Origin of the sequence: Vibrio sp. ED002, from assembly GCF_023277445.1 — a bacterium.
Taxonomy (GTDB): domain Bacteria; phylum Pseudomonadota; class Gammaproteobacteria; order Enterobacterales; family Vibrionaceae; genus Vibrio; species Vibrio jasicida.
Genome location: NZ_CP080239.1, coordinates 637,627 through 660,843, shown reverse-complemented (window position 1 = coordinate 660,843; position 23,217 = coordinate 637,627). Strand labels below are relative to the sequence as shown.

Here is a 23,217-nt window from a genome sequence, read left to right as displayed (position 1 = left end):
AGCCTTTAAATCACGCGTAATGGGCATTACATATAGTTAAAAATTCACTTTTAACTTGGTCATAAAAAGGGTTGTTCAAAAATCTGGTTCTTTGCTTAATGGCAGTCTTCACACAAGCAAGGTTGTTTTCATATTCTTCTATTTGTTGCTTGGCTTTCTTACCGACGTTTGCTTGATATATCTTAGAACGCTGGTTTGCAATCATGGATATACATAGTGACACACAAATGTTTGATATGAAGCGGTTTTCTAGATCATGCCCCCTATAGTAAAAGTTTACATTTTTCTCGTCAAAACCTTTACTTTTTATTAAAACTAAGAAATCTTCGTAATCACTGTCAAAAGTAAACAATTTATTAAGCTCATTTAAATGAGCTTCTACTTTAGATTCAAACCTAGATAAAAGTACTGCAAATTTATTTGCATTAAGCTTTCCAGAAAAAATACTCTCCATAGAAACATTTAACTTTTCGAAGTGCTTTTTGTAATCTTGATGCTGTTTTTTGTAGCGAAGGTATATTATTTTTGTGTAGAGTTCAAAAATAGCTCGAGACCATGCTTCTACATATGAAATTATGCAGAAATCAATATGTAATGAAGTGCAAGCAGATGATTCGCATATTTTTTCAAGCTCTGTAGTCGTATAATAGTGATTCTCTGCTGAGTGAGTATAAGTTTGAAACGTAAAGTCGCTGTTATAAAATTTACCTTTCTTACTTTCAGGCTCACAACCAAACAAATGGTCGAAATCGCTATCGACACAAACAATGAGGTTTTTTCCCAGACTCAACCGACCTTCTGAGACCGAGTTAATAAGTGTAGCCTTGCCGTTAGCTTCACTATCAAGAGAAGGGACTTTAAATTCTATCTTGATGTTTTTACTCGCTATTACATCATTGTCAAGGACGTTGCTCCACAGCCTTTGATCGTCATAGGATTCGACATAAGCAACAATAACTTCTCTTTGATCAGAACCAAAACGACGTCTAGCCGCTATATATGCTGAAGGAATTTTCATTCAGCATCCTTATCATTCATTATGGTTACATTGTCTAACCAACCATCCATAATGAGAGCTGGCGAGTGGGTTGCAATCAAAAACTGAGCTTCAGGCGCGATGAAGGTAAGGTCTTTTATTAATCGTTCTTGCCACTCTATATGAATCGCTGTATCTGGTTCGTCAAAGATAAATAAACTAGTTTTATCTTTATATAAAAAGGTTACAAGAAATAAATATATTAAAGTTTTCTCGCCTCTAGAAAGGTTATACCAATGAATTCTTTCATCTGTTCTATTAATTTTTAACTCTAATCTTTCAGAAGAATCTTTACTAATACTTTTCCCTAATGGTTTGAAATAAGAATTTAGTACAGAAAATAGCTGCTTCAAGCTTTTACTTGATTCTTCATGGCGCTTAATTATCTTTAGTATTTCTTTTCTGTTCAGATTATCTTTTGCATTAATAATCTGTTCAGATAACAACTTATTATTTCTCGCTTCATAAACCTGTAATTTATCCAGCACATAAATTAGTTTTTGATCTAGTTCAATACCATATACATTCCAATATTGGCCATCAAAATCAACTGACGAATTAGACATATTATGCATACATCTTCTTTCATCCTGAAATAAAAATGGTGCATCTATAGGGCTTGTTCCATTATAGTCTTCAATAGAAATTATTCCGGTATCTTTACTTTCGTACAGATTATATCTTGCGCTTTCTATCTTACTCTCATAAGCATCTTTAACCGCTTGGATACCTTCATAACTAAATACAGTTCCCTCAACGTATTTATCTAGGTCTTCAGCAATATCGATAGATTGTTGTGTGTGCGGCAAACACGCTTTTGATAAGTAAGAACCATCAGAAAAACGAACAGTACATGCCCAAAACCTGTGTTTGGATGTTGAGTAATATTCCTTGCTTAACGTATCAAAAAGGATATTAAGTACTGTACTTTTACCGCTACCATTGTACCCCAACAGAAAAGTTACATTTTCCTTTAAATCTATGTCTGTTACCTGTCTTTCCCATAGATTATAGATTGTAAAACTTTCAATCTTGTTCACTAGCTTCAACGCCTTATCGTTAGTCGTTTTTAAAAATTCTACACTATTCTAAAATCTTTTAAACGCGAAAAATGCCCATAAGAGAGCTCTTTTCGCAAATTGTCTCCATATGTATGACGAAGTGCCAACAAAAGCATCACTCAATATGTAATAAGTGTTTTAAAAGTAAGTATTGTGGACGAATTTACCCCCGTAATACAGATACGGGGGTTTGGCCTTTACCTCCCGCGCTCGCTGCTTAGTCTGCGCGACTCTCGCGGTCGGAACAGGCCAATTGTGTTAAACAACCTCTAATGATTCAGGCCAGATGAAGTAGGGGCCGAAACGTTTACTGTATTTGAACTCACCACCAGAAGATTTACCCGCATCCGTCAATGAATGTTTTCCTTCATCAAACGATAGATAGCCTTTGGTTACACAAAGCTTAAGGAAGTCATCGGTTTTAAGCTTGTGCTTCTTAGCTAACTTGGACGAAGTGATCTTGCTTTGGTCTTGTTCTGGCTCTGATTCTTCGCTGTTCGCAGTCTCAACGACAGCAGCTTGAACTTTCTCGAGTGAGATTCGAACCTCGTCACTAATACGAATAATGCGTTGAGCCTCTTCGTATGAGTCTTTGTAAATCTCTGCATCTTCGTCACGGTCAATGAAGATACCCATTTCATTGTTGTTTACCTGACTAAACTCATACAGGTTTAAGCTCGTGATGATACATGAGCTTTCGTTCATGTAGCATTTGGCGTGAAGGTTCTTACAGAAACTCGTACGCACGAAAGATAACCCCTTAAGCCAGTTAATTTCATCAGGTTGAAGTTCACTCTTGCCATAGACAATTCTGATATCGATCTTTAAACGATCTTTGTCTTCTAGCAGTTCTTTGATGCGGTCGTTTAGCTTTAGAAAAGGGCTGATTAGAATCAGTCTCTCTGATGCGTTCTTGATGAGTTCTTCGAGGTAGTAGTTTGTAGCACTTGTATTTAAAAACTTAGCCATTTCATATCCTTGACATATAAAACCTAGCGCACAAGAAGCTACGTTTAATTGGAATGGAGATCAAGGACTACGAATGAGAAACGAAGCCTAACTCAAGGTTCGATGGGTTGCTGTAGCAAAACGCACCTCTCTCGTGGTTAGGCTCTGGAAGGTTGGCTTAGCAGGAAGTGGGGAGTGGTCAGCCATTTAGGTAAGGAGGCTAACCGCGCCGATTAGCTATTGATGCAAAAATATGGGTTCCGTGGGCGGCTTGGTGCTTCGCTTGCACTTCGTGCTTTGCTTATCCCTGCGGGGCAACGTCACCAGTGACAGGTGTTATTTAGTGCATTGATACCATGCGACCCGTGTTTATATTCTTGAGTACACCAATTGTTAGGCTTTCATCTTCACACATGGCCGATGCAGCTTGTTTTACATCGGACTCTTTATCAGAAGGCACCCAAATCGTTATCTTCTTAAAACCATTTTCCTTCATGCGTTGTTCGTACCGTTTGTTTCGATTCATACGTTAGCCCTCATTTAAGTTGAAAATATCAACACCACTTTGAACACCCGTTAGCTGCATTTCTTTGTCGGGTTCGTTTGCGTCATAGTTAATGCTTGGTGGACAAGTTAGCAGCGCGTTGATGGTGCTAGATTTCACCATCACTAAGCATTCATCTATCAAGTCAAACTCATAACCAAACTTAACTAACGTCCCTGAGCGTAAGTAATAGGTATCTCGACCTTTATCGATACGAAACAAATAATCATGTTTATTTGCTACTGAGTTGATACCCGTAAGATAGAAAGACTTAGCATCGTTGAACATGGGAAAGGCTTCAAAGAACGGGTTTACACCATGAGGAACAGTCGTATGACTAGCTTGAGTATTAGCATTGCCAGTATCCACCCCAGAAGTGTCCGACCGAGCCAAACCAGTATCGGCTTGAGGTATTGATAGAGTAGTCGAAGTAGGTAAAGAGGACGTTGAAGAAGTTTCAACTTGCGCAGGAACTGTTTGAGCCGAATCCACATCACTATTAGATAATACATACAAATCCCAGAAAAATTTTAGAATGGCCAACACGCCAATGAGCATGGCCAAAAGGAACTTTGGCGACTTTAAGATAGAGATATCTGACTTAGTTTCATTGAATCCACCCGTACCTGTAGATTGATACAGTGCGAACACATCGACCGGAATCTTCTTACTGCTGCAACTGGCGTAGTCAGCTTTGGTCGTCGGGTCTGTCTTGGTGGCTTTAGGGCGATGGTTATAGATGCGAGGCTTGCGCTTACGAAAGAAGGTGTCGGTAGAACGATGCGAATAAGCTTCACCCGCACAGCCTTTTAACCATGTTGGGATAGCGCTGTAATCCGGTGTCAGCATGATCACATCCCATTGGTATTTTCGGTGACGCATGAAAGCACCGTAAAAATCGAACGGGTAGAGCAGACGGTTGTTCTCGTCCAGCTGCGTACGCTCGCAATCGTCTAAGTCACTCTCATCGAGTGAATCAGGGTCAATAGGGAGCCAACGAGAATGGAATAGCTCACTAAAACCCTTTGGTAAGATGTCTTCGAACTCTGAGAACGGACGAGCTAAGAACTTCTCACGTTTAAAACCTGCTTCTGGACAGTATAAGTCCTGGCACTCATCGATAACAACCAATGCTCCCGTTGGCATCCAGTTAAACCAGTTCTGCCAAAGGTGAACGCCCTCACTTGATCGGGTAAAGATCCTTATAAGCTTGGCACTGGCCGGAAAGGTTTCCCCGAGTATTTTCTCGATAGATTCTTTAGGACGTAAGCCTTCAATGTTGGTGACAACCAAGCGGCCTTCACGCAGTGCAGGGAGGATTTCAAACCAAGTCGCATAAGCAGACTTGTAAGAACCATTAGAGCCGTGACGAAAGATTACAGCCATAATCACCACCCCATAATGCGAAGAACAAAGGCGGTAGCCAATCCATCGATAACAATTCGAATGGCATCGACAACACCGAGTTGATAGGCCGCGTGTCTGAGGTCTGGCGCTAGGTTGTTAAACGCTGCGTTAAGAACGGTATAAACTTCGTAGTCCGTCAGTATCATTGAAGCAATTTCGTAGGCCATCTCAACCATAGAGATTTTGATGGCGAGATACAGTTTGATACCCCAGTACCAAGCATAGGTAAAGACTTCCAATATTAAGTCGGGAATAGACATGAAGAAGTCGAAGATAGAGCCAAACACGTTTGCTATGTATTGAAAGGCTTCGTAGATGAAATCCATGTTAACTTCCTTTGCGTCCTGACGATAAGATAATGAAAGCGGCCATCAACATAGCGGCAAAGATGATCACATTACGAATGGTGCTTGTGTTCGTGCCGAGTGTGTTGAATAGGTTAAAGCGCACATCCACATTCCAAGATGCGCGTGAAAGCGTGAAGGTTTCACCGGAATAATTGCCATCATTGAAGCTCATTTGGCCGAGATTAATAGGGGATTTGGATTGCATGTCCTTGAGATTCGTCTTGAGTTTATCGATGTCATCAATCAGGCCGTCAACCGCCTCACCAATTACCGTACCGTGTGACCAGCCATCGCCCGTTGTTGGAGCATGAAATTGACCACCGTCATTGAGTCCGTTTATCGCATCTTGAATACCATCCAGTGATTGTCCAAGTTGATTGCCGAGTTGTTCCGTGGTGCCTTGAAGTTCGCCAAGTTTGCTAACAACGTCTGAGTTATCCCCACCAGTAGAACCTGAGCCGTCAGCACTTCCAATGGCTTCTTCAATTCGGCTTAGAATGGTATCGAGAGAAGCGGTTTGATCTTCAATGGCAGTCTTAACAGCATCAACGGATTTGGTCGTAGCTTGAACGGCTTTCTTTGTGTTGGTGACTTCTTTCTTAATGTTATTGGTGTTGGTTTTAATGCTGCGAGTATCACTACGAATACCATCACGGAAAATACGAGTGTTCTGGGAACCGCTTGCCATGCGTTGCTCGATGTTCTCTAAGATTGGCGTGACTTGGTATTTGATAGCGCCTGTATTGTCAGCCACCAAATCAAGTTGCTTACGCATGGCATCTAAGAACCAATAGGTGCCGGATGTGTGCTTTTCAATTTCAGATGTGCTGGCAATTAAAGGCGACAAATCTACATTGCTGCTAGAACCACTAGGCGTCTTACGATCAATCGAGTTCATGGTATCGAGTAAGTCTTTTAGCGTTGAGTTGGTTTCATAGAACTCATGCGTAATGCCACGAACGCCTGTTTTGATTTCGTTTCGATAGTTATTGGTGCTGACTTGTTCAGTGCTCAAATGGGAATAGATATCCGTCAGCCTGTTAGTAACCGAGGCATTCATTTCGATAATCTCATTGGTATTGCGGTTTAAAAGGTTGTTAGAAATCACCTGTTTTTCTTGGATTGAGCGCAAGTGGTTTATCGGGTGCGAACTGTCAGGATAGGCGGCACCAGAGTTACCGCCATTACCACCGCCACCATGATCGAGGTCATCACCGCCATTGTTATCACCATCAGCCCCGTCACCTGTTTCACTTCCTGTATCACCACCGGAATCGGTACCAGAATCACCGTCAGAGTTACCATCATCAGGTTCGGTCCAAGGAGTGTCGCCAGTGTACTCACCAATGCTAGAACACGTTGCGCCTGTATATTTAAAGTCGCCTTGCCAGAAAGCCGAACCGTTGACTTGAATGGTTATGCCTGTACGACTCAATTCGCAGCCAACAGAACCAGAGCCTCGACAATAGCCAGTGGGAGAATCACCCCACACAGTGCCATCCCAACGCATACCGCGAGGACTCGTATCTTGAGCCAAGATTTCGCAAGTAGTGCGGCATTGGCCTTGATACATTTGTTCACCGTCAGGGCACTCATCAGCAAAGGCCAGTGGTGAAAGAAGTAATAAGAAGGGAGCTATAAAACGCATGGAATCACCTTATTACTGAGAAGAAAAAAGGGAGCTTAAAGCTCCCCTTAACCAGATATAACGCCTGTATAGACCCCGTATAAAAAGGATAGAGATATTAACGAGGCTAAAGCGATAGAGAGGATCATTATTTACGTAGCCACGCAACAACCATCCCCAAACCGAAGCCAAGAGCAGCGATACCGATAACGCCAGAAGTGGTCAAAGACACCATCTGTTTACCGCCATCGATAGCACCGTTAATGGCTTCAACGTTAGCGTTACCTTCTGCAAAAGCTGGAACAGAAAGCGACATTGCCACACCCGCTTGTGTGTATTTATTAGTGAAGAAGCTCTGTACTTGATTCATGTATTTCATGCTGTTTTCCTATTATTTTCCAAAGTATTTAAGTACGCGGCCTAAGACATGACCGCCGATGAAAGTGACAAGGGACTGGCCTAAAACGTATTCGTACAGTTCCTTGTCAAATTCGAGTAATGACCAATCAAATTGACCATCAACTAACTGCGCAACTTGTTCTTTTGACATCAAAATGAGCTCACAACTGCCATTGGTTGCTTGCTGCAAGACACCATCGATAACCGTTACGCAAATAGACATAGAATCTCTTAGTTAGCCTTCATTGAAGCTTCAAAGTGCTTCTTAATTTCTTGGTCGACAGGGATAAGCGCTGTCACGATGGCACCCGCCAAAGGATCTTCTGGATTGATTTCAAGTTGTAGCTCGTACTCACGACGAGGAACGAGAGCACCGGTGCGCTCAAGGAGCAGGGCGTAACTGTGTTCAATCATCAAAGGTTGATCCCATTGTGGATTCACATCACCAGACTCACCGATGGTGCGACGTTTGAATTTCTCCGAGTTAATTTCACGTAGTGGACGCGAGATATTCAGTTGAGCACTGTCACCACGTGCCGAGTTCCAAGTAATGTCCATGCCAAGAACGAAAACAGATTTAGCCATTTGTTAAGTCTCCAATATGTGAGTCACCAACTTTCCGTAGGTATCGGGGAAGGTGAATTTGGTTCCATCACGGACAAGGGAACCGACAACGGTTTCAATGTCTCCTTCATGGAATTCGATTAAAGAGTTGAGGATTTTCCCGTACTGGCGGCGCATCCAGTGGGCTGAAGCCAATAGATCTAATGCCGCGCGTTTAGTCGGGACAGGTTTGGTATTGAATTTTCTTGCAGTAGAAATCGATGCTGCGAAATCGTTAATGGCCGCAAATGCGCCAGCTGGATTCAACAGAACATCGATGTTCCATTTTTTGAGTTCGACTTCTGAGCGATACCAGACAAGACCCGTGTTCGCGAGTTTCTGCTCAAGTGCCTTGTTATAGACACGCCAATAGATGCGAGAAGTACGAGAGCCAACCGAGTATTGCTCTTTGGTGTAATCAGGGCGGCCATCACGATAGCCCGCAATCGTATGATCAACATGTAGAACTGGATTACGGCCACGTTCGGCAGTGCGGAACGCGTTATCATTCCAAGCTTTGCGCGCGTATTCACAATCAAAGATACCGTCATAGTCATCATAAGCGAGGTCAACACGCGCCAGTGTTTGAACACCGAGAACGTTAGTTAGCCAATCATGCAGTGACCAAGGTTGACGACGAGTAAAGACGTGTTTGCAACCCGTACCATTAATCTGAAAGTGCACCGTGTCATTGTTACCGCCGATGCCAATAAAACCACAGAAGTCTTCGCCGTCTGATGAGGTCAACTTCATGGATTCCGAATAGAACTGAAAACCGAGACCACGAGGTGCAGAAAGCGACAAACCAAGCACCTGATTAGTGAAGATGCGCAAGCAATCTTCCAAGTAGTTGCGGTAGCAGATATCAAAGGCGCTGTTGTACGCTTCAATCTCTTCAGCCGTCTTGGCAATGGTCGGATTAAACTCAGGTGGAGCAGGGAACTTAGGTGCCTTACAGTGACGTTGTAACAATGATTTAGGCGCTAAACCTCTGTATTCTTCATGCTTATGAAGACGTTGAAGCGCGTTATGACAGTGACGTAAGTCCTTGACTGCAAATGTAAAACATAGGTAGTCAATATGAACAGACTGCTCTTCAAATTTCTTGAGGATGTTAGTTGCAGTAGTCATCGAAGACTCCTAAATCTACACGTTCTTGGTAAGTCGTGTTGGTGATCAACACCAACTCATAAGAGACAAATTCAGACGAAGCCCAAGACTCAAGATGAGACATCGACTTAAGCAAATCCCATTCTTCATGGCCTTTGACCAACACAGAAACCGTGTAGTCAGGGAGCAAGTCGTAATAGATGGTTTGAGCTTCGTTCATGGGTTAAGCCTCTGAATTAGGCTTGGTGACGCCGTCACATTTTTGATTGTTTTGGTTTTCAATCTGTGAGTTAACAGCGTGAATCAACCGACGAGTCATTTCGCAATCGGCCAAAGCTCGGTGCGCGGTTAAGTCAGACACATCAACGTGTTGTTGAGCACAGGCGTTGGAAAGTGATTGCCACTTGTAATCTTCATGGTGTTCATTCCAAACACCGAAGAACTCTGCGTACCAAAACATTGCGCACTGAGGAACACAAAATTTGAAAAACAAATCGTGAACGGATTGGACGTAAGCAGCGTTACAGTGATTGTCCAAAGATTGGATGATTAAGCGCGTATCAAAATCTGAGTTGTAGATGATGATTGGACGACCGTTAAGAAGCGGAAGAAAGTGATTTGAAAAGACCAAGTGAAAGTCGGGCGCGTCTTTAACGTCTTCATTGGTGATGCCATGAATAGCTGTTGCGTCAGCAGGAATAGAACAAGTTGGTTTAACCAATTCGTTCACAATAACTTTGCCAGAATCAGCACAGATAGCAGTGAACTCAACAATTTCTGCGTCAGAGCCTAAGCCAGTAGTTTCTGTATCGATGATGATCGCATTTTCAGTAGACAGTTTTTTCATAGCAACACCTTGACTGTTAAGAGTGACCACCAAGGCCAGACGAGAGCGTCAAGGGCAAGCGCCCGAACCAAGGTAGTCATAAACTTTGAGTAACCAAATTTGGTTATTAGGCTAATCACCAATTTTGGTTAGCGCAAGTCACCAAAAATGGTGATTGATAAGCTAAACTGTGTGAAACGGAGGAAACTGCATGTACCAGAATCAACTATTAGATGCCTACAAAAAGGCTCAAAGTTACGTACAAGACAAGCAAATTGCAGCGGATATGAATGTACCGCCGCAAAGAATCAGTGATTTTCGCAAAGGAAAGCGCTATATGACTGATACACAAGCAATTTTTCTAGCAGAACAATCAGGTTTAGATCCTGAAATTGCTTTGTTGGGCTGTCACGCTGATCGCAACGAGAACCCACAGATAAAAGCAGTATGGGAAGGCATAGCAAAAAAGTATAACGGGCTTGGATTAACAGGTATTTCAATGGCTTGTACAGGATTTGCCGTAGCATTTTCAAGCCCAGTGGAATCCTCGATTCAGTGCGCATTATATGTGTTATGTTAAATGAAATGCAGACGTACGCCAAATCTTCTCTACATTGGTCTCCTATCCCTTTCAGATTTCAAATTCAGACATCGTTTGTTAGGTTCATTAAACATAATGGTGATTTACCATAAAATAGCTAATATGGATCTATCAATCTACGATTGCTCGCTCTGCTATTAGCTCGTTTGTCTTTTAGCTTACTAATCACTGCTTGTTCTTTGGTATGTTTCATACGCATTACAACTTTTGCGGACACAAACCACAGATACAAAAAGAGCGTCTGTTTGAGACGCTCTTTAAAATCTTTTGCTTAGTTTAAATTAACCGCCGGCCAACTTAACTGTCATGCCTTTCTTTTCAAGATGAGCTTTGATTTTATCACGAGCATCACCTTGAATTTCAATGGTTCCATCTTTTACTGAACCACCGCAGCCACACACTTTTTTCAGTTCTGCGGCTAACAACTTTAGCGGAGCGTCATCTAAATCCAAACCTGTGACGATACAAACGCCTTTTCCTTTGCGACCTTTAGTTTGTCGTTGAATACGAACAACACCGTCGCCTTTAGGACGTTCGACTTTTTCTTCTTCAGGTTTGATTCGACCAGTTTCTGTTGAATATACGAGAGACATACTCTTATTTCTTTTGCTGTTGTGCTTGCATCGCTTTTTGCTTTGCAACTAAATACGCTTCGATATGACGTTGAATTGCGGCTTTCGCACCTTTAATCAACTTGCCATTGAACATACAGTACCAAGCATTTAGCTCTCCTGTATCGTTCTTTATCGTGTAGCCATTAAATACTTCAGATTGAGGGTTGCCGGTGCTTTGCGTTCGTTGACCTAAAGAAGAAAACTCTTTGGGGTCGATAATAGACGCGGTATCACACCACCAATCAATGCTCTTTTTTACCGCCGTTAAACTGCCTTGTAAAACGTGGTTTTTGATTTTAACCTTCCAAACGCTACCATCGGATCCGCCTGATTGCAGGTTAAAACCTCTATAATTTGAAATTGCCATACCACTGAGCCATCTATCTAATGCTTTGATACAATCATAATTATAACCGAACAATATTCAAACACTAATGCCTTACAAAAGTTCGGTTATTCTTATTTCTACCACAAAACGAATGACGGTAACGTTAGTTAGCTTGCAGTATTAATACAATCAGCTAAAAATTCGTGGAACTGATGACCATTATTTTGCAGCATTTTAGGGAACATCGAGATCGGCGTCATACCTGGGAAAGTATTTACCTCATTCAAATAGATTTCATTGTCTTCCGTTAAGAAGAAATCGATACGCGATAAATGGCGAAGATTCATTTGCTTAAAGACTGTCTGTGAAGCTTCAAGAATCGCATCCACCTGCTCTTCTGTTAAGTTCTTTGCTTCAACTTCTGTCAGCGAATGACTCGCACTGCTGTACTTCTCATCGTAAGAATAGAAGGCACCATCAGGCGCGATTACCTCACCTGGTTTGGTAATGTGCAGTTGGCCACCCATCTCATAAGCTGCGACTTCAAGCTCACGTGGTTTCACTGACTTTTCAATCAACACCTGCTCAGAAAAACCGAAGGCATCGTTGACTGCTTGTCGTAATTTTGACTTTTCAGTGACACTGTAACACCCAACAGAAGAACCTTGACGAGCAGCTTTGACAAACACTTTTCCCCATTTATCAAATGCTTGTTGCGCTTGCTCGTGGGCGTATTCATCATTACGAGTCAGAAATAAGTATGGAGTGTTTGGGATACCAATTGCATCGTACCAAAGCTTAGATGTGATCTTATTGAAGCTGTTGCTGCTCGCCTCAGGACCGCAACCAAGGTATGGAATGCCTGCGATTTCAAACATGGACTGAATATCGCCAGTTTCACCAGGGAAACCATGAATACAAGGAACGATAAAATCGACGGCTAAACTCGAGGTATCTGAACAAAGTTGTTTTGTGTTCAAGTCTAGGTAAACCAACTCATTTTGGTTTGTTACCCAACCTTCATTTTTGATTTCTACGCGCGTTACTTTAACGTTTTCAATCAAATTTAATTGCTGCTCGACGAAGTTTGCAGACAATAATGAGATCTCGTGTTCCGATGAACAACCACCGCATAGAAGAAGAATATTTTTAATCATGAATCAATCTTTCCGTGATTTTAAAAAGATACTATTCAGTATGATAAACTTTTGGTTAGCAACGTACAGTAATTTTACTGTGAAGAATGCTGTTCGAATAGGATTTAACCAAAGAAAGAAGGGAGCAATTTGCTCCCTTCTTTTTGTGTTATTAGTTGAGTTTATTAAGTGTTGGGTATGCCGAGTTTTTAATGGCATCGATACTCTTAACAAACGGCTTCAACTGCTGAAAATGCCCAGGAAGCGTCGATATTGCTTGTTGTGCTTCAGCGCTAGTGGCGTAATCGCCGTAAAGCACTGAGAACCACTTAGTGCCATTGACTACTTTGTAGTTTTCCCAAATAGGTTGGCTGTTCTGTGGAAGCTTGCTCGCGAATTGGTCTACTTTCGCTTGGCTGCCGACGGCAACAACTTGGATGGTGTAACCAAAGCGTTGAATGCTCGCTTGCTTTTTACTTGGTGGAATGATCTTAACTGGCTTCGCTTGATCTTTAGGGGTTAATTTAACCACCTTCTTCTCTTCTGGCTTCGCAGTCATTTTGACAACGGTAGGCTCTACGTCTTTTTCTACCACTGCGTTTTCAGAAGACATAATTGGCTTAGAGACAGCCTGAGATTGGTAGTCTTCTTGGTAACTTTCTGATGTCACGTCAGTGATGTAAGTTTCCGAGGCACAAGCAGAAAGTAGTACTGACAAGCCGATGATTGCGATTTTTTTCATGAAGTAACAAACGCTCTGAACAAATATTACGATAAATCATGCCGATAGCAGGCTATTTTATCAAGCACCAAACACAATAATCTTTGAATTTGATGTGATGAGTGACACAAACTCTACAAGCATGGTTTAGATTTGCACCAATGTCTGGCTTATTCATATTTAAACAGAAAGTTATTCGTTTATGATTGTATAAGGACTAACCACTCGCTTTCGACGTCTATGGCCAAGGAGTAACAATGAACAAACTACAAAAACTCTTCAAACCGAATTCTGTTGCAGTGGTCGGCGCATCACAAAAAGAGCTGCGAGCTGGGCAAATTGTGATGCGTAATTTACTCCAAAGTGGTTTTGGCGGTGCCATAATGCCAGTCACACCAAAATACAAGTCGGTATCTGGTGTCATTGCTTATCCGAACGTAGCTTCCCTACCCTATACACCTGATATCGCGATCCTCTGTACAAACGTTTCTCGTAATAAACAGCTTTTAAAAGACCTTGATGCTCGTGGTACTGCATTCGCTATTGTTATTTCTGACGACGCTGAAAGCATCGATATTTCAGAGCTGAATATTCGTGTTTTAGGTCCAAATAGTCTTGGCATTATTCTGCCTTGGCATAACTTCAATTGCTCTTTTTCTCCCGTTGCTGCACGACCAGGAAAGATAGCTTTTATTTCACAGTCGGCAGCAGTATGTACAACCGTTCTTGATTGGGCCAACGACAAGAACATCGGTTTTTCTTCCTTCATTTCTATTGGACAAGGTCAAGACATCGATTTTGCGGAACTTCTCGACTATTTAAGTATGGATGGAAAAACCGAGGCAATCTTGCTCTACGTTGATTCAATTAAAGATGCTCGACGTTTCATGTCCGCTGCTCGAGCTGCCTCACGTAACCGAAGAATTTTGGTCTTAAAAGCTGGCCGCTCTAAACAAGCTCGCTCTTTAGATGAAGAAAGCATCGATGCGTTAGATATCATTTATGATTCTGCGATACGTAGAACTGGTATGTTGCGCGTTGGCAATACACATGAATTGTTTGCAGCTGTAGAGACGCTCACTCATTCGGTGCCACTTCGCGGAGAGCGCCTCGCCATTGTGACGAATGGTGGCGGGCCCGCAGTGATGGCCGTTGACACGTTACTAGAACTAGGGGGAAAACTCGCCTCTCTTGATGAAGAGTCAATCAACCAATTACAAGCCGCTTTGCCCAGTAATTGGCGAGGAATCAACCCTATCGACTTAGCTGGAGACGCGACGAAAAAGCGTTATGTCGATACGATCAATGCCATCATGAATAATGATTGTACTGATGCAATCTTGATCATGCACAGCCCTTCAGCGGTATCAGATTCATTGGATACCGCGAATGCCGTTATTGAAGCGATTCAAGCACACCCAAGGCACAAGCATTTCAATATCCTGACAAATTGGTCTGGCGAACAAACCTCTAGAGAAGCACGTTTGGCGTTTACTCAGGCCGGTATTCCCACCTACCGTACACCTGAGAGTGCGGTCGTCGCATACATGCACTTAGTCGAGTACAGACGCAACCAAAAACAGCTGATGGAAACACCAACGACGGCAGAACCACTGCACTCAGGCAGCGTCAATCTTGCCCGTGATTGGGTTAATGACCAACTACTGGATAAAAAATCAGTAGTTCTCGATACGCACCAGACAAGTCCATTATTCGAACAGTTTGGCTTTAAGATGCTACCGACTTGGATTGCCTCTGATGTAACAGAAGCGCTTCATATGGCAGAAAATATTGGGTATCCAGTAGCAGTAAAACTGCGTTCTCCCGACATTCCTCATAAATCTGATGTTCATGGCGTTGCGTTGAACCTAAGGAACAGCCAAGAAGTATCAAGTGCAGCACAAGCAATCCTTGATACAGCGAAACTGAGTTATCCATCTGCAAACCTTCAGGGTCTTCTCGTACAAGGCATGGCTAAGCTTGGTAGTGCGGAAGAACTGCGGGTAAGTATTGTAGTAGACAGCGTATTTGGGCCCGTAATTCTGCTTGGTCAAGGCGGTTCAGATTGGAACATCACCCAAGATGCTGTTGCCGCTTTGCCTCCTCTAAATATGAATTTGGCACGCTACTTAATCGTGATAGCACTCAAATCTGGCAAAATACGATTACAAAAACACAAAGATGCCATCGACATTACCGAGTTGTCTAAATTCCTAGTTCGAATCTCACAAATGGCGGTTGAGCTACCTGAAATAGAAAGACTGGATATTCATCCAGTACTTGCATCAGGTAGTGATTTTACCATCATTGATGCCGACTTAACGCTCAGGAAGTACCAAGGGGATGCTCAAGAACGTTTGGCTATCCGCCCTTTCCCTGCAGAGTTTGTGGAAACCGTTACGTTAAGAGATGGGCAACCAATCTTACTTCGCCCAATCTTGCCAGAAGATGAACCCATCCATGCACAGTTTATTAATAGTGTGTCAAAGGAAGACTTGTACAATCGCTTCTTCTCGGACGTTGGCGAGTTTAATCATGAAGCGCTTGCGAATCTAACTCAGATTGATTACGACCGTGAAATGGCGTTTGTTGCTGTTGCTTTTGATGAGAATGGACCTTCTATCATCGGTGTAGCAAGAGCGTTGATTACACCTGACAATAGCGATGCTGAGTTTGCAATATTGGTTCGGTCTGACTTGAAAGGTAAAGGGCTCGGTAAAGTTCTGATGCAGAAAATCATTAGTTATTGTCAAGTCAAAGGGACCAAACAGATGTCAGGAATGACAATGCCGACTAACCGAGGCATGCTTTCTCTAGCACAAAGTTTAGGCTTCGAACTTGATGTTCAGTTTGCTGATGGCACTGCAGATATGGTTTTGCCATTAAATTAGCCTTGCTATGCCGATATGGTTTAAGAGCTCAAAGTTGTCACAGCGGATAGAGTATGTGCACAGCAAACCTCGAATCTGACAGAAAAAACAAGGGACGTTGTGCGCGTCCCTATTGATTTCTATGCGTCTGCGTTATTAGTCATAAGCATGACAATGTCACTTTAATTTCCAGTTTTTCTTCAAATACTGAACGCACCATGACTTCGCTTCTCCCATGGCGTTTCTGCGCCAAGCAAGGATTATCTCGATGGGTTGCTCTTCAGTACCTTCGATACGTTTTAGTAGCCCACTCTCAAGCATACTCTGTGCGACTTGACTAGGAAGCGTCCCTATACCCAGTCCAGAAGCCAATGCTTCTACTTTTGCAGGAAAGTTGGTCACTGTCAGCCTGGGCTGCTTTTGCATAACATTGATAGACAGCGCTGGTTGCTCTCTTGCCGTATCGGCGATTGCTATCACTCGGTACTTTTCTCTCGCCGCATCATCGAAATCGCCATTGCGCTTATGTACGTAATGATCAGCCGCGGCAACCCAAACCATGCTCATTTTGCCGATCTTTTCCGCTTTCACATCATGAGGAAGTGTATCAAGTGCTGGGCACACTAATAGATCAGCTCTGCCTGTATTTAATGATTCCCAACTACCCGCAAGTATCTCTTCTTGCAAGCGCACTCTCGTACTACTCACATTGGCCAAAGCATCCACCATCGGGAAAAAATTGGAAATGGGAATGATGCCATCAAAAGCGACAGTAATGTCCAACTCCCACCCGTTAGCCAGCAAGGTCGCATCATTTACTAACTTTTCACTTGCTTGAAGAATTGCTCTACCACTTTCAAGGATCAGTTTCCCGGCTTCTGTAAAATGTGCTTTGTGCCCTGAACGATCGAAGATGATGATATCAAGGTCTTGTTCAAGCTTTTGGATCTGGTAACTGAGAGAAGAAGGAGCACGTTCCAGCTCGTTCGCAGCGGCAGCAAAACTCCCCCTTCTATCAATCGCATCGAGGATATGAAGTGCTTCTAAAGTGATTGGGCTTTGCACATGAATTTCCTTTTATGTGATTTTAATCACAGTAGTGGCATTTGAAATACCATGTTAAAAAATGACTTTAAACAATATAACAGATTGATAATTAAAGACTACCTTTGGCGTAGCACAAATTACTTTTGACAAAAACAACATTAAACAGCAATGGTAATGATAGTAATTACCATTTAGATAAACTAAGATACCGCACGTTGTTATTGCCTATTATGGATTTAAGGTATTGAAGCCAATGTATAAAAAATCAATTTTGTCAGCCTCTATTCTAGTTGCCCTTTCTCAAGGTGCTTACGCAGATGATACTTCAACATTTAATGAAGTGGTTGTATCCGCTACCCGTACAGAGCAAAACATCAATGATGTTTCAGCTTCTGTTGAATCGGTATCTTCTCAAGATATCGAGCGCTCTCTTTCTAAAGATCTGTATGATGCAGTTCAATACACTCCGGGCGTTGAAGCTACCACTTCAGGTCGCTTTGGCATCTCTGGCTTTAACATTCGAGGCATGGAAGGCGACCGAGTAAAAATCGTCGTTGATGGTGTTCAGCAAGCTACTCCATTCAACCCAGGTGGTGGCGCTGTACAAGCTATTTATCCAAACGCGATTGAGCTTGATACACTCACAAGTATCGAGATCAGCAAAGGCCCATCTTCAACCCTTTACGGTTCAGATGCAATGGGTGGCGTGGTTGTTCTAAAGACGAAAGATCCATCAGACGTTTTGAAAACAGACGGTGATGAAAACCGTTTTGGTATTAAATCAAGCTACTACTCTGTTGATGAGCAATTCAAGAACACATTAACTTGGGCAATGCGCCAAGGTAACCTTGAAACGCTATTAATGGGTACATACGCTACCGGTAGCGAGCGACAAACTTACGGTGACGGTTCTGATATTGATGGTAGTGATCGCGGATTAGAAAACCCTGCAGACAAAGACCTAAACAACATTCTTGCTAAAGCCTACTACACACTAAATGATACGAACAAAATTGGTGTCGTCTTTGAGCGTTACAATTACCAGTACGATGAAAACAATCGCAGTGGTAACTACACACTAAACTTTGGCCCTATGCCTGGTGTCACTTATGCTGATGCAAAAAGCAGTGATGAGACGACACGTACGCGCTACGGCATTAACTACGAGTTAACGAAAGCTAACCCAGCCTTCGACGGAATGAAGCTAGACTTGAACTATCAGGTTACAGAAAGCGAAAACTCTAACTTCTCTAACGTGACTGATCATTTAGGCTACATTGGTTACGAAGGTGACCGAACTCGCCTGCGCCAAGCTGAAGATAAATCGCTCCAGTTTGATGCACAGTTCGATAAAGTGATTACCACGGACAATGCTATTCATGAGCTAACCTACGGTTTGAACTCTGTACACACTGATTTTCAGCTGACTAACGTTGATATCTTCCATGACAATGGCACAACAAAACCTGGTTCAACCACTATCCCAGACGCAACAGTAACTGAATGGGGCGTTTTCCTTCAAAACAACGCATTCTTACTAGAAGATATGCTTGTTCTTAACGCTGGTATTCGTTATGACTCATTTGAAGCAGACCCTTCTTCAGATGAAGGCTTCACAACTGAACGTAAGAAAAACAGCAACGATGCTTGGACGGGTAAACTTGGTGCGGTATATCACATTAACGATAAGCTAAGTACATTTGCTCAAATCAGCCAAGGCTTTAAAGCGCCAACGGTCGAGCAGCTTTACTACGAATACGACACGGGTGCTGAATTCGTTCCAAACCCAGATCTAGAAGCGGAAAAGAGCCTTTCATACGAGATCGGTTTCCGAGGTCAAAACGACTTTGCTCAGTTTGAATTGACCGGCTTTATCACGCAATACAAAGACTTTATTGACGCTGAAGACCTGCCAAGCATCGATCCAAACAAAGATCGTATCACTATCGTAAACCGTGACGAGGTGGATATTTCTGGTGTGGAATTTAGTTCAACTCTACTGCTAGATGAAAGCTTCTCAGCACCTAAAGGTATGTACACTAAGCTGTCTGTGACTTACCTAGACAGCGAAGACAAGTCGACAGGTAAACCTCTTGATTCTGTAGCACCGCTTTCATCAGTCATTGGCTTAGGCTACGACAATGTTGAGCACAACTTTGGTGCACTAGCCTCACTAAAACTTGCGGCGAAGAAAGACGACTGGTCTGATGAAGACCAAATCGATTCATCAGGTTACGGTGTAATGGACATTACCGCTTACTACATGCCAGTGAAAGACCTGACAGTATCGGCTGGTTTGTTCAATGCGTTCGACAAGAAATATTGGACATACCAAGACGTTCGCGGGCTTGATAACACCGACAACACCGATTTTTACAGCCAACCTGGCCGTAACTGGGGTGTATCTGTAGACTACCAATTCTAATTTACTTTTTAGCGATATAATGAAAAGCGCCTGACAGTGTCAGGCGCTTTTTTATTCTATGTAAACTCTTAAAAGCTGTAGGTTTAACGCATTTTTGATGCTTTACAGACTTTTCTAAGTAAAACATTTCTTCCGCACTACAAAAACAAAAAAGCCAGCATTATGCTGACTTTTTACCAGTACTTTCATTTCTAAAATGTTAAGAAAAGAATGAAAAATGAAAGATTATTGTTTTGCCATCTCTTTCTTCACCATAACTGCTGCAGCAACGATGAATGCGATGATTAAACCAAGTTCCATGAACTACCCCGAATAGTTTAAAGAAAATTTACGACCTAAATTAAGAGTCGGGCATAGTTTAGCACTTCTATAATTACGTGCTACCTTTTAACCACAAATTTACGATTTTTTCCGATTTAGATCAAAAAAGGTGCGATAACGCACCTTTTTGTTACTATTTTGTAAAATGGTCACTTTTAGGCGTCTGGGTAACCTTGTGGGTTATTTGACTGCCAACGCCACGTATCACCTGTCATTTCTTCAAGTGTTCGCCCTGCCTTCCAACCCAGCTCATTCGCTGCTTTTGAAGGGTCAGCCCAACACTCAGCAATATCACCAGGACGACGATCTACCAGCTTAAATGGAACCGGTTTACCAGAAGCAGCTTCAAACGCTTTCACCATTTCCAGTACGCTATAACCATTACCTGTACCTAGGTTGTAGATATGAAGGCCTGCTTTGTTACCTACTTTGTCTAATGCCGCAACGTGACCGTCAGACAAGTCCATAACATGGATGTAGTCACGAACACCCGTACCATCTTTTGTTGGGTAATCGCTACCAAATACCGACAAAAATTCACGACGACCTACAGCAACTTGAGAGACGAAAGGCATCAAGTTATTTGGAATGCCTTGTGGGTCTTCACCAAGCTCACCTGTTGGGTGCGAACCTACTGGGTTGAAGTAACGCAGCAACGTGATACTCCAGTCAGGGTTCGCTTTTTGGAAGTCAGTTAGACATTCCTCGACCATCAGCTTACTGCGACCATAAGGGTTAGTTGCACTTGTTGGGAAATCTTCTGTAATTGGCACTGTTGCAGGATCGCCATATACCGTTGCAGATGAACTAAACACGATAGATTTCACACCAGCGTCACGCATGGCATCGACCAATACGAGCGTACCGTTAACATTGTTGTCGTAGTATTCTAATGGTTTCTCTACAGATTCACCCACCGCTTTGAGACCGGCAAAGTGAATCACTGCTTCAATGTTATGCGTCTTCATCGCATCGACTAATGAGGCTTTGTCGCGAATATCCGCTTCAATAAATACAGGAGTCACACCGCAAACTTTCTTTATACGTTCTAGTACTGTCGGTTTGCTGTTGTAAAGGTTATCGAGAATAACTGGCGTCATACCAGCTTCGATCATTTGAATACAAGTGTGGCTGCCAATGTAGCCCATACCACCCGTAACAAGTACTTTCATTTTATCATTCCTTCTGACGCGAATCGGGCTAGTTTAAAGGTTTCTAGCCCGTTTTTAAACAGTCTCTGGGGATTCGCAACCCATTAAAATCGCTTGGCCTTTACCCGCTTTCTTTGCTTGGTACATGGCCGTATCGGCGCTTTTCAATATTCTTGTGGCATCACGTTCATTCACACCGACCAACTTAACACCGATACTGACACCGACTTTCAGTAAGGAGCCTCTGTATTCAATCGGCGCACAAATACTCTCGAGTAAGTGCTCAGCGATGCGTGTCACTGCTTTTTGATTTGCAGGATTCACTAACATCACAAATTCATCACCAGACAATCGCGCAATGAGATCGCTGTGTCGCGTGGTGGACGTCATACGCTCAGCAACTTGCTTAAGCACTTCATCCCCGGCATCATGCCCGTAAGTATCGTTGATGGCTTTAAAACCGTCCAAGTCGAGATAAAGTACCGCAAATTCATCTCGTAAGTAGCCTGATCTTTGTACCAATTCTTCCAGCTCCAAATGAAATTTGGAACGATTAGCAAGGCCGGTAAGTGCGTCATGATGAGCAAGGTATTCAAGCCTTTCCATTTCCTTTGCGCTCGAAAGATCAGTCAAGATGATCACCATATCATACGCATTATTATCTTCACTTTTCACAATGCGATTTACTTTTGCAAACAGAGGAATGAGTTGCCCGTTGTGGTTTTTCTCAATGACTTCCCCCTGCCACATGCCGTAATTTTCGATCGACTCTAAAATGCTTGGCATCATCGCTTGTAACTTGCGCCAACGAATCGATTTGATAAACGGCTTTCCAATCAACTGTTCCATCTCAAGGCCGGTCAGTTTCGTAACGGCGGGGTTTACCATCGTAATAATGCCTAAGTGATTAAGAACCACCAAACCATCCTGACTGCTCTCAAACACACGTCCTGCAACTTTTTGACGATTCATCGCCTCTTCGATGGCGGTTATATCTTGAATCGCAAACAACAAATATCCGTGTTTAGATAGGCGTCGACTCGTAAGGCTCAATTGTTGCTCGTTCAAATCACTTTGTAGATGTATATCATCACACTCTAACCCGCGGCTCAGAATCTGACTAAGTTCGTTGGGGGTTTTGGTTTTAATCAAGTCGCAGATGTTCGCCGTTTCCAAATTATGGAACGTTTCTTTAAATATATGGTGAGTCATCTTGTTGCAATGAATGACCCTTCCTAAGTTATCCGTCACAATGAGCGCGTATTGAATCGAGTCAATCACTTCTTCTGAAAACGACTTACGGCGCTCAAGTATATCTAATGTGTGTTTACGCTGTTTCTCACGTTTTTGTAGCTTATCGACCATGAGGTTAAATGAAGCAACGAGATCCCCCACTTCATCTTTTGCTCGATGATTAATACGTCCGCTCAAATGGTGACCGTTAGCAAAATCCTGTAATGCTCTGTTCACTTCAATCAGTGGACGAAGAACTCGTCGTTCGACACCAAAGTAAAAAGTCACACCACCAGCGAAGAGAATAACCAAGAACAATAAGCCATCTTGTAACAGCGCGTCTCTTACTTGCATCATCGGCAATTGAGATAACGTTACACGAATACTACCGATAACTTGCCCTTCATGAATAATTGGCTCTAATACATAAAGGAAATGAGCCGATAACGCATACCCTAAGGAATGCAAGCGGCTGCGCTCTTTAACTGAGGGGCTCGGTGCAGAAAAGCCATCAAGCGCAAAAACGGCAAACGGCTGATTGTTTTTGTCATACAACTTGACGAGTGATACGTTTGGCTCCATCAAAAAATCAGCCAAAATGGTTTGTGCTTTTTGCTTGTTCTTTGTGGCGAGCGCATCTTTAATGGAATGAGAGACATCATTAATAAGAACTTTCGTCTGCTCAACGAGCTCATGTTTGGCGGACTGGTACGTGATGTATGACGTGTAACTCTGAGATGTAACAAAGATGACCGTGATGAAAGCGAGTATCGGCCATATTAGCTTTGCTCGTATTGACATATATATTCCTGTCGCAAAAGACAACCCAAAAGACACAATGGTTGCTATGCAAGCTATCACA

The 23,217-nt window shown here is 42.7% G+C and carries 23 protein-coding genes; 3 read left to right on the top strand and 20 right to left on the bottom strand.

Annotated features, from left to right (window positions below; genetic code table 11):
* Nucleotides 1-10: 10 nt before the first annotated feature.
* The 13 genes from ITG12_RS19760 to ITG12_RS19700 form a co-directional block, all read right to left on the bottom strand.
* Nucleotides 11-1,018: a DUF4435 domain-containing protein gene (locus tag ITG12_RS19760; RefSeq protein ID WP_248874819.1), complete on the bottom strand. Its 1,008-nt coding sequence runs from the start codon at nt 1,016-1,018 to the stop codon at nt 11-13.
* The gene (locus ITG12_RS19755) at nt 1,015-2,076 is read right to left on the bottom strand and encodes an ATP-binding protein (RefSeq protein ID WP_248874817.1); all 1,062 of its coding nucleotides are present in this window, start codon (nt 2,074-2,076) and stop codon (nt 1,015-1,017) included. The genes ITG12_RS19760 and ITG12_RS19755 overlap by 4 nt, the downstream gene beginning before the upstream one ends.
* A gap of 279 nt (nt 2,077-2,355) precedes the next feature.
* A complete protein-coding gene (locus ITG12_RS19750; RefSeq protein ID WP_248874815.1) occupies nt 2,356-3,066 on the bottom strand; it encodes a phospholipase D family protein in 711 nt (236 codons plus the stop codon).
* Between the two features lie 319 nt (nt 3,067-3,385).
* Nucleotides 3,386-3,571, bottom strand: coding sequence for an antitoxin MazE-like protein (locus tag ITG12_RS19745; RefSeq protein WP_042605489.1), 186 nt, complete (start codon nt 3,569-3,571; stop codon nt 3,386-3,388).
* Nucleotides 3,572-3,574: 3 nt separating this feature from the next.
* Nucleotides 3,575-4,975, bottom strand: coding sequence for a zonular occludens toxin domain-containing protein (locus ITG12_RS19740; RefSeq protein ID WP_102388848.1), 1,401 nt, complete (start codon nt 4,973-4,975; stop codon nt 3,575-3,577).
* 2 nt (nt 4,976-4,977) lie between these two features.
* Entirely contained in the window at nt 4,978-5,322 is a 345-nt protein-coding gene (locus ITG12_RS19735; RefSeq protein ID WP_248874813.1) for a hypothetical protein, read from the bottom strand.
* A 1-nt stretch (nt 5,323) separates the two neighbouring features.
* The gene (locus ITG12_RS19730; protein ID WP_248874811.1) at nt 5,324-6,991 is read right to left on the bottom strand and encodes a hypothetical protein; all 1,668 of its coding nucleotides are present in this window, start codon (nt 6,989-6,991) and stop codon (nt 5,324-5,326) included.
* A 127-nt stretch (nt 6,992-7,118) separates the two neighbouring features.
* Complete coding sequence (locus ITG12_RS19725) at nt 7,119-7,340, bottom strand: hypothetical protein (RefSeq protein ID WP_025534453.1); 222 nt, start codon at nt 7,338-7,340, stop codon at nt 7,119-7,121.
* A 21-nt stretch (nt 7,341-7,361) separates the two neighbouring features.
* On the bottom strand, nt 7,362-7,592 hold the full coding sequence (locus ITG12_RS19720; RefSeq protein WP_248874809.1) for a transcriptional regulator: 231 nt from the start codon (nt 7,590-7,592) through the stop codon (nt 7,362-7,364).
* Between the two features lie 8 nt (nt 7,593-7,600).
* A complete protein-coding gene (locus ITG12_RS19715) occupies nt 7,601-7,954 on the bottom strand; it encodes a DUF1293 family protein (RefSeq protein WP_042605495.1) in 354 nt (117 codons plus the stop codon).
* Between the two features lie 3 nt (nt 7,955-7,957).
* Nucleotides 7,958-9,103: a replication initiation factor domain-containing protein gene (locus ITG12_RS19710; protein ID WP_248874807.1), complete on the bottom strand. Its 1,146-nt coding sequence runs from the start codon at nt 9,101-9,103 to the stop codon at nt 7,958-7,960.
* Entirely contained in the window at nt 9,087-9,302 is a 216-nt protein-coding gene (locus tag ITG12_RS19705) for a hypothetical protein (protein ID WP_248874805.1), read from the bottom strand. The genes ITG12_RS19710 and ITG12_RS19705 overlap by 17 nt, the downstream gene beginning before the upstream one ends.
* A 3-nt stretch (nt 9,303-9,305) precedes the next feature.
* Nucleotides 9,306-9,929, bottom strand: a complete 624-nt coding sequence (locus tag ITG12_RS19700) for a 3'-5' exonuclease (protein ID WP_248874802.1) — start codon at nt 9,927-9,929, stop codon at nt 9,306-9,308.
* 190 nt (nt 9,930-10,119) lie between these two features.
* Between ITG12_RS19700 and ITG12_RS19695 the strand changes: the two genes are divergently transcribed.
* Nucleotides 10,120-10,488 (top strand): DUF3693 domain-containing protein, encoded by a 369-nt coding sequence (locus ITG12_RS19695; RefSeq protein WP_248874800.1) that lies wholly within the window; start codon nt 10,120-10,122, stop codon nt 10,486-10,488.
* Between the two features lie 302 nt (nt 10,489-10,790).
* Here the strand turns inward: ITG12_RS19695 and yciH are convergent, their stop codons facing one another.
* The 4 genes from yciH to ITG12_RS19675 all read right to left on the bottom strand — a co-directional run bounded on the left by yciH (nt 10,791) and on the right by ITG12_RS19675 (nt 13,329).
* Nucleotides 10,791-11,102: a stress response translation initiation inhibitor YciH gene (yciH, locus tag ITG12_RS19690; RefSeq protein ID WP_038870723.1), complete on the bottom strand. Its 312-nt coding sequence runs from the start codon at nt 11,100-11,102 to the stop codon at nt 10,791-10,793.
* A gap of 4 nt (nt 11,103-11,106) precedes the next feature.
* On the bottom strand, nt 11,107-11,490 hold the full coding sequence (locus tag ITG12_RS19685) for a DUF3319 domain-containing protein (RefSeq protein WP_248874798.1): 384 nt from the start codon (nt 11,488-11,490) through the stop codon (nt 11,107-11,109).
* Between the two features lie 128 nt (nt 11,491-11,618).
* Nucleotides 11,619-12,608, bottom strand: coding sequence for a D-alanine--D-alanine ligase (locus tag ITG12_RS19680; protein ID WP_042602264.1), 990 nt, complete (start codon nt 12,606-12,608; stop codon nt 11,619-11,621).
* A 151-nt stretch (nt 12,609-12,759) separates the two neighbouring features.
* Entirely contained in the window at nt 12,760-13,329 is a 570-nt protein-coding gene (locus ITG12_RS19675; protein ID WP_038870728.1) for an SPOR domain-containing protein, read from the bottom strand.
* Between the two features lie 236 nt (nt 13,330-13,565).
* Here ITG12_RS19675 and ITG12_RS19670 point away from each other — a divergent pair, with 236 nt between their 5' ends.
* Nucleotides 13,566-16,199: a bifunctional acetate--CoA ligase family protein/GNAT family N-acetyltransferase gene (locus ITG12_RS19670; protein WP_061034696.1), complete on the top strand. Its 2,634-nt coding sequence runs from the start codon at nt 13,566-13,568 to the stop codon at nt 16,197-16,199.
* Between the two features lie 156 nt (nt 16,200-16,355).
* On the opposite strand, the gene ITG12_RS19665 is transcribed toward ITG12_RS19670, so the two are convergent.
* Nucleotides 16,356-17,243, bottom strand: coding sequence for a LysR substrate-binding domain-containing protein (locus ITG12_RS19665; protein ID WP_248874796.1), 888 nt, complete (start codon nt 17,241-17,243; stop codon nt 16,356-16,358).
* Nucleotides 17,244-17,478: 235 nt separating this feature from the next.
* Between ITG12_RS19665 and ITG12_RS19660 the strand changes: the two genes are divergently transcribed.
* Nucleotides 17,479-19,650 carry a TonB-dependent hemoglobin/transferrin/lactoferrin family receptor gene (locus tag ITG12_RS19660; RefSeq protein ID WP_248874794.1) on the top strand — a complete coding sequence of 724 codons (2,172 nt, stop codon included), beginning with the start codon at nt 17,479-17,481 and terminating at the stop codon, nt 19,648-19,650.
* Between the two features lie 476 nt (nt 19,651-20,126).
* Here the strand turns inward: ITG12_RS19660 and galE are convergent, their stop codons facing one another.
* Both galE and ITG12_RS19650 read right to left on the bottom strand, forming a co-directional pair.
* Nucleotides 20,127-21,143, bottom strand: a complete 1,017-nt coding sequence (galE, locus tag ITG12_RS19655; RefSeq protein WP_038870736.1) for a UDP-glucose 4-epimerase GalE — start codon at nt 21,141-21,143, stop codon at nt 20,127-20,129.
* Between the two features lie 54 nt (nt 21,144-21,197).
* Nucleotides 21,198-23,156 (bottom strand): diguanylate cyclase, encoded by a 1,959-nt coding sequence (locus tag ITG12_RS19650; protein WP_039977823.1) that lies wholly within the window; start codon nt 23,154-23,156, stop codon nt 21,198-21,200.
* Nucleotides 23,157-23,217 lie beyond the last annotated feature (61 nt).

What these genes read in the sequence shown, in the direction of transcription:
- ITG12_RS19760 (WP_248874819.1), bottom strand. Translation starts at nt 1,018, where the DNA reads ATGAAAATTCCTTCAGCATATATAGCGGCTAGACGTCGTTTTGGTTCT.
- ITG12_RS19750 (WP_248874815.1), bottom strand. Translation starts at nt 3,066, where the DNA reads ATGGCTAAGTTTTTAAATACAAGTGCTACAAACTACTACCTCGAAGAA.
- ITG12_RS19745 (WP_042605489.1), bottom strand. Translation starts at nt 3,571, where the DNA reads ATGAATCGAAACAAACGGTACGAACAACGCATGAAGGAAAATGGTTTT.
- ITG12_RS19740 (WP_102388848.1), bottom strand. Translation starts at nt 4,975, where the DNA reads ATGGCTGTAATCTTTCGTCACGGCTCTAATGGTTCTTACAAGTCTGCT.
- ITG12_RS19735 (WP_248874813.1), bottom strand. Translation starts at nt 5,322, where the DNA reads ATGGATTTCATCTACGAAGCCTTTCAATACATAGCAAACGTGTTTGGC.
- ITG12_RS19730 (WP_248874811.1), bottom strand. Translation starts at nt 6,991, where the DNA reads ATGCGTTTTATAGCTCCCTTCTTATTACTTCTTTCACCACTGGCCTTT.
- ITG12_RS19725 (WP_025534453.1), bottom strand. Translation starts at nt 7,340, where the DNA reads ATGAATCAAGTACAGAGCTTCTTCACTAATAAATACACACAAGCGGGT.
- ITG12_RS19720 (WP_248874809.1), bottom strand. Translation starts at nt 7,592, where the DNA reads ATGTCTATTTGCGTAACGGTTATCGATGGTGTCTTGCAGCAAGCAACC.
- ITG12_RS19715 (WP_042605495.1), bottom strand. Translation starts at nt 7,954, where the DNA reads ATGGCTAAATCTGTTTTCGTTCTTGGCATGGACATTACTTGGAACTCG.
- ITG12_RS19710 (WP_248874807.1), bottom strand. Translation starts at nt 9,103, where the DNA reads ATGACTACTGCAACTAACATCCTCAAGAAATTTGAAGAGCAGTCTGTT.
- ITG12_RS19705 (WP_248874805.1), bottom strand. Translation starts at nt 9,302, where the DNA reads ATGAACGAAGCTCAAACCATCTATTACGACTTGCTCCCTGACTACACG.
- ITG12_RS19700 (WP_248874802.1), bottom strand. Translation starts at nt 9,929, where the DNA reads ATGAAAAAACTGTCTACTGAAAATGCGATCATCATCGATACAGAAACT.
- ITG12_RS19695 (WP_248874800.1), top strand. Translation starts at nt 10,120, where the DNA reads ATGTACCAGAATCAACTATTAGATGCCTACAAAAAGGCTCAAAGTTAC.
- yciH (WP_038870723.1), bottom strand. Translation starts at nt 11,102, where the DNA reads ATGTCTCTCGTATATTCAACAGAAACTGGTCGAATCAAACCTGAAGAA.
- ITG12_RS19685 (WP_248874798.1), bottom strand. Translation starts at nt 11,490, where the DNA reads ATGGCAATTTCAAATTATAGAGGTTTTAACCTGCAATCAGGCGGATCC.
- ITG12_RS19680 (WP_042602264.1), bottom strand. Translation starts at nt 12,608, where the DNA reads ATGATTAAAAATATTCTTCTTCTATGCGGTGGTTGTTCATCGGAACAC.
- ITG12_RS19675 (WP_038870728.1), bottom strand. Translation starts at nt 13,329, where the DNA reads ATGAAAAAAATCGCAATCATCGGCTTGTCAGTACTACTTTCTGCTTGT.
- ITG12_RS19670 (WP_061034696.1), top strand. Translation starts at nt 13,566, where the DNA reads ATGAACAAACTACAAAAACTCTTCAAACCGAATTCTGTTGCAGTGGTC.
- ITG12_RS19660 (WP_248874794.1), top strand. Translation starts at nt 17,479, where the DNA reads ATGTATAAAAAATCAATTTTGTCAGCCTCTATTCTAGTTGCCCTTTCT.
- galE (WP_038870736.1), bottom strand. Translation starts at nt 21,143, where the DNA reads ATGAAAGTACTTGTTACGGGTGGTATGGGCTACATTGGCAGCCACACT.
- ITG12_RS19650 (WP_039977823.1), bottom strand. Translation starts at nt 23,156, where the DNA reads ATGTCAATACGAGCAAAGCTAATATGGCCGATACTCGCTTTCATCACG.